Genomic DNA, 13,784 nt, shown 5'->3' with positions numbered 1-13,784 from the left:
ATAACTAGGAATTATTTGACTTCACTAGCAGCAAACTTATTGACTCTACCATTTTTCACTGCAACCACTACATCGTAAGTTGCACAATAAGCGATCGTTATATTATTAGCTTTATTGTAAAGGTTGACTACCATTCCTGCACCACCAGGTTGAACTGCGATCGGTTCAAGATCACCAAAAAAGAAACGACGTAGCTGATCACCGCTACCAAATTTACCTTTGTTCTTGATGAGCATATCAATTTTTTGTTGAGCAGTTAAACCCGTAACATCTTTCATTTCCTCGGCTGATGCTCGAACTAATGAAGGATTTACAGCCTGAAGCGGAACATCCCAAACTGTCAACATTCCAGCTAGGGCGATACCTGTAAGTAGCGATGAGGCAAGTTTCATTTATGACTCCTGATCTTTGATCTCGAATAACCAAAGCATCGCACTTAGTACTGAAGCTTGTATGAAACAAAGCCAGAGATTGTCTGAATTTATCCCTTGGGAATATTCAGTTTTAATTCAGCATATTCTCAGATAAGTATGATATTTTGATTTCTCAGTCTATTTTCAGTGTTTTCTTATATCTATCTAATCATTTAATAAAATAAGCCGAGTATAGTTAACAGTATTTTCATAGTAGTAATGTGATTGTGACTAGACCAAGAAAACGACATCATCTTATCTATAAAATTCCAGGTCAAACTTATCTATGGTTAGCAATTCTGATTTTTGGAGCATCTAGCGCAGTTACACGCAAGCTCACAGAAATCGGCACTCAACATTTTATCAGTGGTCGGAATCCGATTTCTTTATGTAATGTTTTGTTTGTGGGGAATCTGTGCGCCTTGATAATTTTGATCCTGATCTATTGGCGACAGTGGAATAAAACGGTTTTGATGCAACTGTCAAAAAAAGATTGGTTCAGTCTAACAGCAGTAGCAATTTTATCAGGAGCGATCGCACCTGGCTTAATTTTCCAAGCGCTGGCGCTGACTAAGGTTAATAATGTGATTTTGGTTGGCAGATTAGAACTCCCTTTAACTTTGGCTTTATCCATTTGGTTGCTGAGGGAACGGGTGAATCTTTGGGAAATTGTGGGAGCGATCGCAGCCTTTTTCGGTGTTACTCTAACTATTATTCTTCAGCCTCCAGGGGAAGCCATGATGAACATGGGAGGTTTCAGTGTGGGTATCGGAGAACTTTTGGCAGTAGCAGGAGCAGTGGCTTCATCTGCTGCCACAATTATTAGCAAAGGAGAAATCTCTCATGTTCCTCTGGGAATCTATAGTATCTTTCGTACTGCCCTAGGAACTGTAATATTTTTCTTCCTTGCTTTAATACTCTATGGAAGCGACCATTTTATGGATGCGTTCTCACCTTTTTTGTGGCGGTGGATGTTGCTCTATGGTGGTTTAATTGTGGTATTGGGTCAGTCATTTTGGATCAAGGGCTTGAGAGCTTCTACGGTTTCTGCTGCTTCCTTAGCTAGCTCTTTTGTCCCAATTGTAGGTATATTGGCAGCTTATTTAATACTGGGCGATGCTCCTACATTCGCTCAATATATCGGCGGTAGTTTAATTTTAGTTGGCATATTTTTAAGTCAGGTTGGTATTCGGCGTCAAAATTCTCGTATTGCTTTGAGCAAAGTTAACTCTAATCAAGCAAAACAAGAAATAGAAACTGGTATGGGATTTAAAGGTATATAAACTAGGGATTGAGTATTACCTGAAATTTATATAGCAGCGATCGCACAAACTTGTAAACCAACAGGCGTGCGAATAATCACAGATTCTACACCAAATACTTGCTCTATAGTGTTTGGATTGAGAACTTTTTCTGGTGTGCCAACTTCCCAAAGATGACCCTGTTTTAATAAAGCGATGCGGGAACTATAGCGAGCCGCTAAATTCAATTCGTGTAAAACTGTGACAATGGTTAATTCTTGTTGCTGATTCAGATTTTTAAGTAGTTCTAAGAGTTGTAGTTGATAGTTAATATCTAAATAAGTTGTGGGTTCATCTAATAGTAATACCTTTGGTTCTTGCGCCAGTGCTAAAGCTAAAAAAGCGCGTTGTCTTTCACCGCCAGAAAGTTGTTCGACTAGGCGATCGCTCAATTTTTCTAGTTGCGTCTTTTGAATTGCAACTTTAACTTTTTGCCAATCTTCGGCGTTTAATTCCCATTGCCACCAGGGTTGATGTGGCGTGCGTCCTAAACTTACTAATTGCCGCACTGTCAACCCAACAGGAACCGTTTGTTGTTGCGGTAATAACGCCAATTTTTGTGCAACTAAATTCGGTGGTTGAGAGTGAATTGCTTTGCCATCAAGTAGCACTGTTCCCTGTTGAGGTGAGAGAATACGACTCAACAATTTGAGTAATGTAGACTTTCCAGAACCATTAGCACCAACTAAACTTAACCATTCTCCTGTTTGCAGAGTCAGGTTAACATCTTGGACAATTGGGACTGCGGCGTAACCACCAGTGAGATTTTGCAGTTCGAGGGGCATTTTCTACTAATTCGTAATTCGTAATTCGTAATTCGTAATTAAGAGATATGGACAAAATTTAATGCAATATGATTTTCGATTCATAACTTATTAAACCCAGCAGAACGGCGATAAAGTAACCAGATAAATAATGGGGAACCTAGTAAAGCGGTGACGGAACCTACTGGTAGTTCTACTGCTCCTAGTCTGGAGAGTAAATCTGCAAAGGTGAGTAACCATGCACCCGCTAGAGCTGAAAGTGGTAAAACAAAGCGGTGATCTGTACCGACAATGAGGCGGACACCGTGAGGAACGACAAGACCGACAAACCCAATCAAGCCGCCAATACTAACTGCGCCTGCGGCTAATAAGGTAGCGATACCACCAATTAAAAGACGCGATCGCGTTAATGAAACCCCTAAACCCACAGCCATATCGTCTCCCAACGCCAGCACATTCACCGATCGCGCCAGTAAACATCCGCCTAGCAGTGCGACAATAATGTAAGGGCCAGCCGTTGAGATTTCTTTCCAACCCCGCCCATTGAGAGTACCAACCAACCAACTCAGCGCAATTTGAATTTGACCATCTTCAGCTAGTAGGAGCAATGTACTTTGTACTGCACCAAATAAAGCGCTTACAGCCACTCCGCCTAAAATTAACCGCTCAACCGAAATTCCCGACCCTGCACGACCGAGCAAAATGACGATCGCTGAAGTCAAAATTGCTCCCATCCACGCTGCTAGCGGAATCGCTACTGGGAATACTTGCAACACTATCATGAGAATGACAATTAGTCCTGCACCCGCTGAAATGCCAAGAATAAATGGATCAGCAAGACTATTGCGTAACATGCCTTGTAGCAATGCTCCTGACATTCCCAACGCTGCGCCGACAATGAGAGCCGCGATAATGCGCGGGAGACGCAAATCCCAGAGGATTGTCTGTTTGACGCTATCGCCTTTGTGCAAAATTGCTTGCCAAAATTCGGAGATACTAAAGGGTACTGCTCCTTGAGAGAGGGACAGCACTAGCGTTACCACCAGTGCTGTACAAAGGAGTAAAACAGCCCAAATGACGCGGTGTTTGCTAAAAATTGTTGAAAATGATCTAGTCAATTTTTCATTCAATATTTTCATTAACTGATTTAAATTATGAATTATTAATTATCAACTATGAATTATTTTGACTCATCAGGATTTAGTTTAATATCTAGACATTGCTTAAGAAATCGCTGTGGAATATCTACACTTTCTCCCCAATGTAGATGAATATAAGAGGCTTGAACATTCCTAGGCAAACTCCATCCTTCGCGTCCCATATTTTCCTCACAATCGTAGCGATAAGTTTCAAACAAGGGCTGATGAGGATTTGAGGTTAATTGAGAACGGTGAAACTCATGCCCATAAACATTTGTACCAGCTGTTACTAGCAAATTATCTTGCAAAGCTACTGCGCGACGATACCCCAAAGTTAAACGTCCACCCATTACAGCGGATGTCGGTAAAACTCCCGCCATTGACCAAGATTTACCTTCAAAATCGACAATTTGCTCGCACAAATACATCAATCCTCCACACTCGGCGATCGCAGGCATTCCTGCAAGAATTGCTCTTTTAACTTGATCCCGAACGCTGATGTTTTCTGCAAGTTGCTGAGCGAAAACTTCTGGGAAACCACCGCCAAAATACATTCCCTGGATACCCTGTGGTAGTTGAGTATCTTCCAAAGGACTCCAGAAAACTAATTCTGCACCCAACTGTTGCAGCAAATCGAGATTGTCTTGGTAATAGAAATTAAAAGCGCGATCGCGGGCAACTGCAACTTTAACAGAGGAGGGGGAGGGTGGGGGAGTTGGAGAGGGGGGAAATGGTTCTGATTTTAATAGGGGTAATAAACGTTGCCAGTCGAAGCAAGTATCTCCTAAATCGGCAAGGCGATCAATTAAAGCATTGAGTTGGGGTAGTTCTGCTGTGGGGACTAAACCCAGATGGCGATCGGGAATTGTGATATTATCCTGACGCCGCAGTACACCGAGAATAGGTAATTGTAGGGGTTCTAGGGAGTCTTTGAGTAGCGAGAGGTGGCGATCGCTTCCTACACGATTGAGTACTACCCCAGCCATTTTAATTCGGGGATCAAAACAGCGATAGCCGTGGGCGATCGCTGCTACAGAACCAGACAAGCGACTGCAATCAATCACCAATACCACAGGCAAATCTAACAGTCTGGCTATGTGTGCCGTACTGGCAAAGTCAGTCATTTGTCCTTTGTTTTTTACAAATGACAAATCACTAATGACCAATGACGAAACACCATCAAATAACCCCATCACCCCTTCCACCAAAGCATAGTCACTCTCTTGGCTATGACGAGCAAAACATTTTTGAACGTAAGCTTCTGAAGTCAGCACCGGATCTAAATTCCGACAAGCACGGCCAGTAACGTGCTGATGAAACATCGGGTCAATGTAGTCTGGGCCTACCTTAAAAGATTGCACCAGTCCACCACGACGGCGCAAAGATGCTAAAAGGGTGAGCGTGACTGTTGTCTTGCCCACCCCACTACGTTCTCCTGCAATGACTAAAGCCATAGGATTGAGTATTGTCGGGTACTGGATATGGGTATTAGGGATTAGGGAAAGAGTTAAAGGGAAAAACCATCCCTTTACCTTTACCCACTCTTGAGAGTCCCTAATCCCCATTACATCATTTAATTATTATCCAGTTTGAAAATCTTCGCTGTTACTACCAGACTTTCTTCAAAAAGTGACTCACGACCCCAGCGTTGTACTTGCTGACTGAGCAATGCTTCCGCCTTTTGTTCCGAAAGTGAACTCACTTGTTGAAATAGACCTGCGGATTGAGCACCGCCGTGTGTTTCCATCCGCATACAACCACCAGTTTCCGAGCAGATGACCGTACCACAGTCTGCTTGCGGATTTGTTGAGCTGAGACGCAAGGCAATCAAGTCGCCCATAATCTGACCAACATCAGCCACGGGGACTCCTGCTAACTCGGCTTCTACTTGCCGTTGGTCTTGGGCCACGAAGCGAATTCGAGTTATGTCATAATCTCCGCTTTCCTTTTGGTAAGAAACTGGCTGCCATTGCAATCGACTCGCTAGCCAACCCAAAAAAAGCAAAGCTTGGGCGGGGTTACCTTTTTCGTAATCAATTGTTACTCGGTCAATTTCTTTCAGGGCTGCGCGACGGTGGGGTGAGTCGTAAGCTTCAGCTGTCAGTTCTTGCCATGATGCAAGACGACGCCAGTTCAAGTCAGCTAGAGGCACGCCAGTTTCTACCAACTCTTGCAGGCTGAGTAAATCGCTTTCTGGCTCGTTAAAGTTGCAAGAATCTACAATTACATTATTGCAGACTGCTGCTAGTCGTTTGAATAGAGGGTTGTTAGGGTCTGGTGTTGCTTTCCACCAGAGAAACTTCGGCAAGCCACCAATTAATAATGCCGGAATCATCCCGCCTATCCGTTCTAAAGCAGCAGCAGTGCCACTAAGAGTTATATATTCACAACAGATAAGTGTACTTGATGATTGCTTTTGGATGGGGCAATAGGCAGAAACTTGAGCTTTGACCCCTTCATCTTCCCCAGCAATTGGAAACAGAGCAATGATACGGCAAGGGTTGCGAAGGGCGATCTCATCGGCAATTCTGGGGCTTGCTGCATTTAAACTATAAGTACCAGCACTATCTCCTGTGGCCCCTCCCTGACGTTTGGAAAATTCTTCCCGTAATACAGCCAGAGTTTCAGGCGTTGCTGTGCCAGTTTCCGGCACTCCATATTTTTTCTGGACTTGTCGGAGCGCCGTGTCCATTTGCGGCCCTAAAATCCCATCAATCGGGCCGTTGTAAAAACCCAAAGCAGCTAATAGATACTGGGTTTCTTCTGGTTCGTAAACAACTAAGGTAAATGTCGTGGCCCGAGTAGCAGCCGGAAGCCCACCGTCTTCACCGGTGATGCCGTAGCTTTGCCAAATTTGATTAAGTTCCGCGTCTATTTCGGAGAGCGAAATATCCTTCGGTGCTTGGAGTGAAAAAATGGTAGGAGCTTGGGGAGTCATAGCAAATTTTGGATTTTGTCATTTATCATTTGTCATTAGTCATTTGTCATTTGTTTTTACTGAATGACTAATGACTAATGACTAATTTTTACAGTCTGCGCCAGCGACGATTATCCTGATTAATTAAGAATTCTGCTTCCGCTGGTTCCCAAGTTCCGGCTTCGTACTGGGGAATGGAAGTGGGATCTGCGGGCGCATCCCAAACGGAAAGGGCTGGAGTTACTACCTGCCACGCTGCTTCGACTTCGTCTGCCCGTGTGAACAATGTTTGATCACCCATCATACAATCAAGAAATAGGCGATCGTAGGCATCAGAAGTTGCTTGGATGCCAAAGGAACCATAACTAAAGTCCATGTCAACGGAACGAGTGCGGAATTCTGCCCCAGGCATTTTCACATCAAAACGTAGAGAAATACCCTCATTTGGCTGAATCCGCATCGCCAAAATATTGGCGTTTGCTTGCTGCGCGGCGGATTGAAACATCCGAGAGGGAACTTCGCGGAAGTGGATCGAAATTTCACTCACTTTTTTCGGCATCCGCTTCCCGGTTCGCAGGTAAAAGGGAACACCTTGCCAGCGCCAGTTGTCAACCAGAAACTTCATCGCGACATAGGTTGGTGTTGTGGAATTGGGATCAACTCCCGGTTCTTGGTGATACCCTGGCACTGGTTGACCCTTCATCCAGCCAGCACTATACTGACCGCGGACTGCTGAACGTGAGAGATTGTGAACATCAGCAAGACGGGTAGCTTGGAGTGCTTTTACTTTTTCTGTGCGGATGCTGTCGGCGTCCATTGCGTTGGGTGGTTCCATTGCAGTCAGGCAATAAAGCTGCATCAGATGGTTTTGCAACATATCTCGCAGTGCGCCGGCTTTTTCATAGTAACCAGCCCGGTCTTCCACTCCTACGGTTTCTGCTACTGTAATTTGAACGTGGTCAACAAAACGACGATTCCACAGAGGTTCAAAAATCGCATTGGCAAAGCGAAATACGAGCAGATTTTGAACTGTCTCTTTACCTAAATAGTGGTCAATACGGTATACTTGATTTTCTTTGCAGAATTTCTGTACCACTTGGTTAAGACTCTGAGCAGAAGCCAAATCTCGACCAAAGGGTTTTTCAATTACCAGACGATGCTTGTACGGGTCATCCAGCATGCCTGCTGTACCTAATTGCTTGATGGCTTCAGGAAAGAAGTTAGGAGCCACGGACAGGTAAAACATTCGGTTCCCCCGTGTACCCCGTTTCTCATCTAATTCGCTCAAGAGGTTTTTTAGTTTCTGGTAGCCTTCAGGATTGTCTATGTCTCCAGGACAGTAGAACAGACCTTGAGAGAAATCTTGCCACAGTTCCCCTAGATCGACACTAGCATGAGCCTCTTCCATGCCTTTTTGCATCTGTTCGCGGAAGTAGTCGTGGCTCCACTCTCGACGTGCCACACCGACAATGGTGGTTTCTGGTGGAATGCGCCGTTCCCGCCGCAATTTGTAAAGTGCTGGCACTAATTTGCGCCAGGTAAGATCACCAGAAGCTCCAAAGATGACTATAATCTGGGGTTCGGGCATCCCTTGCTGTTGCAGGCCAACGCGCAAGGGATTTTCTAGCAGACTGACCATAGAAGTTTGGGATTTGGGATTTGGAATTTGAGATTAGGGATTTAAGATTTGAGATTGGGGATTGGGAAAATTGCCCAGTCCCCAGTCCTTAGTCCCCAGACCCTACACTGGTGACAATACCTTGATTTTTTCTTCTAAAGAGTTCATCAAGGATTGAAAGGGCTTGACAAATTTGTCAATACCTTCAACAAGTAGTTCGTCCATCACTTTACCGAGATCAATGTTGATGTCGGGATCTTTGAGGTTTTCGAGCAGCGTGTAAGCTTCTTCTACGTTCATTTCCACGCGATTAGCTACATCGCAGTGATCAGCGCAAGCTGTAATTGTCGCGGGTGGTAGTGTGTTAACTGTATCTGGGCCAATCAACTCATCGACATACATCACGTCGTTGTAGTTGGGGTCTTTGGTGCTGGTGCTTGCCCAAAGTAGCCGTTGGACTTTTGCCCCTTTTGCTGCCAGGGTTTGCCAGCGATCGCTCTCTACAATTTTCTTGTATTCTTGATAAGCAATCTTCGCGTTTGCGATCGCTACTTTTCCTTTGACAGATTTCAGCTTTGCTTCTACGGCAATATCATCAACGTCTTTTTTCAATTTATCATCAATTTTGGCGTCAATGTTGCTATCAATCCGACTCAGAAAGAAACTAGCTACTGAAGCAATTCTGCTGATGTCTTTACCCTCAGCCACTCGTTTTTCTAAGCCACGAATATAAGCCCAAGCTGTGTTAATGTAACTATCTACAGAAAACAGCAGTGTGATGTTGACATTCATGCCTTCGGCTATCACCTGTTCGACTGCTGGTAAACCAGCCTCAGTACCAGGAATTTTAATCATCAGATTTTCCCGACCAATTTCTTGGAAATAACGTCGGGCTTCGTTTATTGTGGCTTGAGTGTCATGAGCGATAGTGGGTGGTACTTCTATGCTCACGTAACCATCGAGTCCATTCGAGGCTTCATATACAGGGCGTAATATATCACAAGCACTGCGGATATCTGCAAAAGCTAGCGATTCGTAAATTTTGTATGTTGGTAAGCCAGCACGAACTCCGGCTTCAATATCGGCATCATAAATTACGTTACCAGCGATCGCTTTTTCAAAGATGGCTGGGTTGGAGGTAATTCCACAGATTCCTTGATTTTCAACTAGGTTTTTGAGTTCACCTGATTGGATAATGTCACGGCTCAAATTATCCATCCAGATACTTTGACCGTATTGTTTAATTTCTAGTAGATGATTGGTTGCCATAGCTCTTGTTTTTCACTCCTGTTAATGATGTTTCCAAGTGAAGGCAAGCAAAACCCATCAATATTAGTTGATGGTGACTCTTGAATTCTGACGTTGCCAATCACTTATTGCATCGACCAGCTGAGGTAATCTTTAATTCACATTCATTAAAGTGCTATTCTGCATTCCAACCACAAAATGCCATGATTAATTTTCTAATTACTGACGTACACCAGACGCATCTTTGACAATCTTTCCACCCCCGTCTATTTTTGACGGCGGAAAAAACCGACGTTAAAAATAGACAACAAGTATACACTGTCAAGCATTTGCGCCTTCTGCTTTTTCCTTTGTACTAGTGACCGTTTTGAATAAAAGACTCCACCTTTGCTACATCCTCTTTACTACCAATAATTAGAGGGGTGCGCTGATGCAGTTTTTTCGGCACTACGTCTAGAATATCTACCAGTCCTGTAGTGGCGCGACCACCTGCTTGCTCAATCAACATAGCCAGGGGAGCAGTTTCATATAACAAGCGCAATTTACCTTCTGGTTTTTGAATTGTGCCTGGGTAGAGAAACACACCGCCTTGAACTAAAATTCTATGAATATCGCTCACCATCGCCCCACTATAACGAGCGGTGTAGCCCTCTGTGCGATGGACGTAGCGAATATATTCCCGGATTGATTCTTCCCACTGCCAAAAATTCCCCTCGTTGACGCTGTAAACAGAACCGTGGTTGGGAATGCGGATATTTTCTTCTGTGAGAATAAATTCCCCTAAGCTGGGATCAAGGACAAAGGAATGAACGCCCTTACCTATAGTATAGACCAGCATTGTGCTAGGCCCATATAGGATGTACCCAGCAGCAATTTGCTTACGTCCGTTAGTCAGTAGGTCAGTTGCCTTGCGATCGCTATCGTTTCCTTCCTGTTGCCGAATGGCAAAGATGGAACCCAAACTCAAATTAGTATCCGTATTGGATGAACCATCAATTGGGTCATACAGTAAGGTATAGCGACCAATTGGGCAATTTTCGGGTATGTAGTAGGGGTTTTCCATTTCTTCGGAAGCTAAGCGACAGACTAAGCCACTTTGCTTAAACACCGAGATAAATACGTCGTTGGCATAGACATCCATCTTTTTGACGGATTCTCCTTGCACATTTACTTCCCCAGTAAATCCCAGAACGCCTTCCATTAAGCCGGCGCGGCTGAGGCGACGAGCAACCAGTTTGCCAGCAAGAGCGATACGATTCATCAATGCACTCAAATCCTGTGCATCTGCTGAAAAACTCTGAAGTTGCTGTAAAACGTGACGGGATAAGGTTGTACAATCACGATCTAGAGCTTTGTCTGTAGGATCGTTGATCAACAAATCTAAAGATTCTGGCGCTTTAGCCATTTTTGTATTCTCTCTAACGATGGGCTGTTAGTTGGGTGATCTTCGTGTATGGCAATTTATGGTTGCTGCCTCTATCTTAGAAAGGTAAGTCTCTAACTTAGATGTGATTTTAGATAAACTAAAGAAATGAATATTTGGCGGCTTCTGTTTTCCAAGCATAAAAACGCAGAGGCTTAATGTTCGACCTTATTGTTTTCTAAGAATAAACACCACCAATAGCAAATACTTTTTTAATAGATATACTGAGATATTTTACTCTGTCATAGGAAAAACCAACTAGTTGTGATATGTGTTTGGCGATCGCAACTAGTCGGGCATGATTTTATCAGGTTGCTTGATTTTGCATTGTTTCTAGTAAATTTCAGCGACATTGTCTTGCGTAACTAGAAAACAATCTGCTATGATAATTATTCGTGTTTGTTAAAACTCTGGCTTTTTACCCCAACCACCTCGTCGGCTATCTTCTTCTCGCGGTTTGGCTTTATTGACTCTGAGTTGACGACCCATCCATTCTGCGCCATCTAACTCGGTAATAGCTGCGTCTTCTTGGGCATCATCATTCATTTCAACAAAGGCAAAGCCACGCATCCTACCTGTTTCGCGGTCAGTAGGCAAAACAACTCTTTTGACCTCGCCGTAGTCTGCAAATACGGCTCTTAAGTCTGCTTCGGTAGCACTGTAGGAGAGGTTTCCAACGTAAATAGTCATGTGAGATCACGTAATTGTCAACAAAGAGCGATTAATTCAGCGGCAAAACAGATTTAATAAAATTGCAAATATTGCATGATTTCCTCTACATCATTCGCCATTCGTGAATGTTGTGGAAGACCAAACCATCGAGTCAGGCGACGTTATTTACAATTAAATGTGCTATCTGGAGGTAGTGCTTTACTAGGGTTTCTCCAGGTGAAGCAAGTACCATGCTAAGCTTACGCATACGCTCATATAATAACTGATTGTGGCATTTTTCAAAGTATGAGATTTTACAAACTCTCATCAAATTTAAACATATAGTTTCATATTATTTTCATCGTAGTTTTCATAAATACTTCTAATAACGCCCAACTGATTTCAGGAGAATCAAGAGCCTGATAAATAGGAAACCTGGGCGTAACTTAGGTAATCCCGCGTTTAATTGTGACGCGGGAGGGTATCATTACCTAAAATCTACTCAATTGAAATCTGCTGAGGGCCAGTGGCTTTGCCGTTATGTGCCTCAGTTATGGTAATGGTGTAACTGTTAGAGCGGATCTGTTGATCCAGCCAACCTTTAACAGGATCGTCTGCAAGGTTGAGTCGAAGTACACCAGAGAAGAACCCACCCAGAAATGAAACTGGATGCTGAGTCAATTCTCGGAATATAGGTGACAATTCATCAATGAACATTAAGATTCTCCTAGCGCTGTCGTAAAAAATTATCACTTTTTAACTGATCGTAACGTGTCCAGCGCTGTAGGGTTGAATGTCACAAGGAATACTATTTACAACTAATTAGACCTCTTGTAAAAGGTACTTTTGCAAGAGGTGAGAAAAGAAAACAAGAAAAATTCAATCCCTTTCTCCCTTTTCCCAACTTCTGTAATAAATCTGCTGCACACTGCTGAGTTATTCTATCATTACCCACAAAACTCCAGTGATAAAAAAGCAGTGGTTTAATTTCGGAGCAAACCACTGCTGTTTATTGTAATGATAAGTACCTATCCTAAGTTGATAGTTATTTTGCCTTAGAGGATGTTTTAAAAGGGTCTTTGCCTGTCATGTTCAATGCAGCGTAGCGGAATGAAACATCTGGTGTATGTAGTCAAAGACTTAGATTCTTCCTTACGCTTTGCTCCACTCAGAATGACATTTTTATACCATCTTGAACTTTACAAACATCCTCTTATGAGTTTGGTTGCTGATCGGGAAACATACACTTATCAGAATCACAACCACTAGGGCCGGCCTCTGACAATTCACCTAAGTCATAGCGGCTTAATACTGCACAGAAATCATCTGTTTTGCGTCGTGCTTTCACTTCTTGATTCAAACGTTCGTAGGTGATTTTATCTATTGGTTCAAACGGTAAACGTGGGAATGATTGCAAGTCATCAAAACGGGCTAAAAGAGCTGCAGAAATATATCCTTCATTATTTTGAATAGCTTCGTATATTTTCTGTCCCAAAGGTTCAATTTCATCAGAGCGCAGTTCCAAAGTAGCCGATGTATTATGAGTAACGTACCAACGCTGGACTTGGAGAACAAAATCAAATTGAGCTAAGACTGAAAATTGAGAAACATCAACTTCATCAGCACCAGATAAATCAGCCCAAGGTACAGAAACAGGGATTTCTACTAACCATTCACTCACTCGTGGATCAAAGGGATCGTTGAGCAAATTGCCCTGTTCATCTTTGTCAGATTGAGAGGGAATGACATTATAACCATAGTCAATACAAGCTAAGGCTACTGGGTCATTTTTACCGAAAGTAATCCGCCGAATAAATCTTTGGGCTTTGGGGGGATGCCAGCCTGAACTAGCATTAGTTAATAAAGCTTTAGTGCCACTAGGTTGGACTGTGGTGCAGCGATTTGGACGTTTAAGATTGTGGCGATCGCAGTAATCCCAAACTACCCGATGTACAATATCTCTCCAAGAACTTAAATATTTTTCTTCCTGGCGCTTAAATTCTAATCCTTGTTCAGTTACAGGTCTTCCTTCGGCCCACCAGCGTAGCCAATCAACGCCAAAAGCGTGGACAAAGAAATCAAATAAACCTGTGAAAGAAACCCCGACAATTGGGTCTAATTCACGGCTGTATTGATAGCGAGGTTCTAAGAATTTGTGATTCAAAAGTGCTGCTACAGATAATGCTCCAGCAGTGAAAGCTTCCTCTTGTTCTTTGTAATTATATGGATCTATTTGATTCAGGTGGACTTCTGACAAATTGCAGTGGAAGTTACTGCCGATAATTTCCATTTTTGTTATCCTAGAGGCTT

Annotated in this window: 12 protein-coding genes and 1 pseudogene; 2 read left to right on the top strand and 11 right to left on the bottom strand. The window is 43.2% G+C overall.

Translation table 11 applies throughout. The features are described from left to right. Nucleotides 1-11: 11 nt before the first annotated feature. Nucleotides 12-392 (bottom strand): hypothetical protein, encoded by a 381-nt coding sequence (locus HCR01_RS04465; RefSeq protein ID WP_193194890.1) that lies wholly within the window; start codon nt 390-392, stop codon nt 12-14. 248 nt (nt 393-640) lie between these two features. Here HCR01_RS04465 and HCR01_RS04460 point away from each other — a divergent pair, with 248 nt between their 5' ends. Next, nucleotides 641-1,696 (top strand): DMT family transporter, encoded by a 1,056-nt coding sequence (locus HCR01_RS04460; protein WP_193194888.1) that lies wholly within the window; start codon nt 641-643, stop codon nt 1,694-1,696. Nucleotides 1,697-1,722: 26 nt separating this feature from the next. Here the strand turns inward: HCR01_RS04460 and HCR01_RS04455 are convergent, their stop codons facing one another. The 8 genes from HCR01_RS04455 to HCR01_RS04420 form a co-directional block, all read right to left on the bottom strand. Further along, complete coding sequence (locus tag HCR01_RS04455; RefSeq protein ID WP_193194886.1) at nt 1,723-2,499, bottom strand: ABC transporter ATP-binding protein; 777 nt, start codon at nt 2,497-2,499, stop codon at nt 1,723-1,725. An 80-nt stretch (nt 2,500-2,579) separates the two neighbouring features. Then, nucleotides 2,580-3,596, bottom strand: coding sequence for a FecCD family ABC transporter permease (locus tag HCR01_RS04450; RefSeq protein ID WP_413773919.1), 1,017 nt, complete (start codon nt 3,594-3,596; stop codon nt 2,580-2,582). A 62-nt stretch (nt 3,597-3,658) separates the two neighbouring features. After that, on the bottom strand, nt 3,659-5,071 hold the full coding sequence (locus HCR01_RS04445) for a cobyrinate a,c-diamide synthase (protein ID WP_193194880.1): 1,413 nt from the start codon (nt 5,069-5,071) through the stop codon (nt 3,659-3,661). A 119-nt stretch (nt 5,072-5,190) separates the two neighbouring features. Continuing rightward, nucleotides 5,191-6,555, bottom strand: coding sequence for a glucose-6-phosphate dehydrogenase assembly protein OpcA (gene opcA / locus HCR01_RS04440; RefSeq protein WP_193194878.1), 1,365 nt, complete (start codon nt 6,553-6,555; stop codon nt 5,191-5,193). 88 nt (nt 6,556-6,643) lie between these two features. Further along, nucleotides 6,644-8,173 carry a glucose-6-phosphate dehydrogenase gene (zwf, locus tag HCR01_RS04435; protein WP_193194876.1) on the bottom strand — a complete coding sequence of 510 codons (1,530 nt, stop codon included), beginning with the start codon at nt 8,171-8,173 and terminating at the stop codon, nt 6,644-6,646. A 102-nt stretch (nt 8,174-8,275) separates the two neighbouring features. Then, nucleotides 8,276-9,421 (bottom strand): transaldolase, encoded by a 1,146-nt coding sequence (gene tal / locus HCR01_RS04430; RefSeq protein WP_193194874.1) that lies wholly within the window; start codon nt 9,419-9,421, stop codon nt 8,276-8,278. A gap of 334 nt (nt 9,422-9,755) precedes the next feature. Further along, a complete protein-coding gene (gene fbp / locus HCR01_RS04425; RefSeq protein ID WP_193194872.1) occupies nt 9,756-10,805 on the bottom strand; it encodes a class 1 fructose-bisphosphatase in 1,050 nt (349 codons plus the stop codon). Between the two features lie 420 nt (nt 10,806-11,225). Continuing rightward, nucleotides 11,226-11,513, bottom strand: coding sequence for an RNA recognition motif domain-containing protein (locus tag HCR01_RS04420; RefSeq protein WP_193194870.1), 288 nt, complete (start codon nt 11,511-11,513; stop codon nt 11,226-11,228). Between the two features lie 75 nt (nt 11,514-11,588). Here HCR01_RS04420 and HCR01_RS04415 point away from each other — a divergent pair, with 75 nt between their 5' ends. Beyond that, the gene (locus HCR01_RS04415) at nt 11,589-11,732 is read left to right on the top strand and encodes a hypothetical protein (protein WP_193194867.1); all 144 of its coding nucleotides are present in this window, start codon (nt 11,589-11,591) and stop codon (nt 11,730-11,732) included. A gap of 240 nt (nt 11,733-11,972) precedes the next feature. Here the strand turns inward: HCR01_RS04415 and HCR01_RS04410 are convergent, their stop codons facing one another. Both HCR01_RS04410 and nrdJ read right to left on the bottom strand, forming a co-directional pair. After that, on the bottom strand, nt 11,973-12,191 hold the full coding sequence (locus tag HCR01_RS04410; RefSeq protein WP_193194865.1) for a hypothetical protein: 219 nt from the start codon (nt 12,189-12,191) through the stop codon (nt 11,973-11,975). A 496-nt stretch (nt 12,192-12,687) separates the two neighbouring features. Continuing rightward, a pseudogene (gene nrdJ / locus HCR01_RS04405) lies at nt 12,688-13,761 on the bottom strand (ribonucleoside-triphosphate reductase, adenosylcobalamin-dependent); the annotation flags it as partial. Nucleotides 13,762-13,784: the final 23 nt, after the last annotated feature.

This window comes from Nostoc sp. MG11 (genome assembly GCF_014904695.1).
In the GTDB taxonomy this organism is placed as follows: Bacteria; Cyanobacteriota; Cyanobacteriia; order Cyanobacteriales; family Nostocaceae; genus Komarekiella.
Note: the sequence above shows the minus strand (reverse complement) of the source record. Positions and strands in the feature narration are given on the sequence as shown.

Coding starts and splice junctions, on each gene's coding strand:
- HCR01_RS04465 (WP_193194890.1), bottom strand. CDS start 392: ATGAAACTTGCCTCATCGCTACTTACAGGTATCGCCCTAGCTGGAATG.
- HCR01_RS04455 (WP_193194886.1), bottom strand. CDS start 2,499: ATGCCCCTCGAACTGCAAAATCTCACTGGTGGTTACGCCGCAGTCCCA.
- HCR01_RS04445 (WP_193194880.1), bottom strand. CDS start 5,071: ATGGCTTTAGTCATTGCAGGAGAACGTAGTGGGGTGGGCAAGACAACA.
- opcA (WP_193194878.1), bottom strand. CDS start 6,555: ATGACTCCCCAAGCTCCTACCATTTTTTCACTCCAAGCACCGAAGGAT.
- zwf (WP_193194876.1), bottom strand. CDS start 8,173: ATGGTCAGTCTGCTAGAAAATCCCTTGCGCGTTGGCCTGCAACAGCAA.
- tal (WP_193194874.1), bottom strand. CDS start 9,421: ATGGCAACCAATCATCTACTAGAAATTAAACAATACGGTCAAAGTATC.
- fbp (WP_193194872.1), bottom strand. CDS start 10,805: ATGGCTAAAGCGCCAGAATCTTTAGATTTGTTGATCAACGATCCTACA.
- HCR01_RS04420 (WP_193194870.1), bottom strand. CDS start 11,513: ATGACTATTTACGTTGGAAACCTCTCCTACAGTGCTACCGAAGCAGAC.
- HCR01_RS04415 (WP_193194867.1), top strand. CDS start 11,589: ATGATTTCCTCTACATCATTCGCCATTCGTGAATGTTGTGGAAGACCA.
- HCR01_RS04410 (WP_193194865.1), bottom strand. CDS start 12,191: ATGTTCATTGATGAATTGTCACCTATATTCCGAGAATTGACTCAGCAT.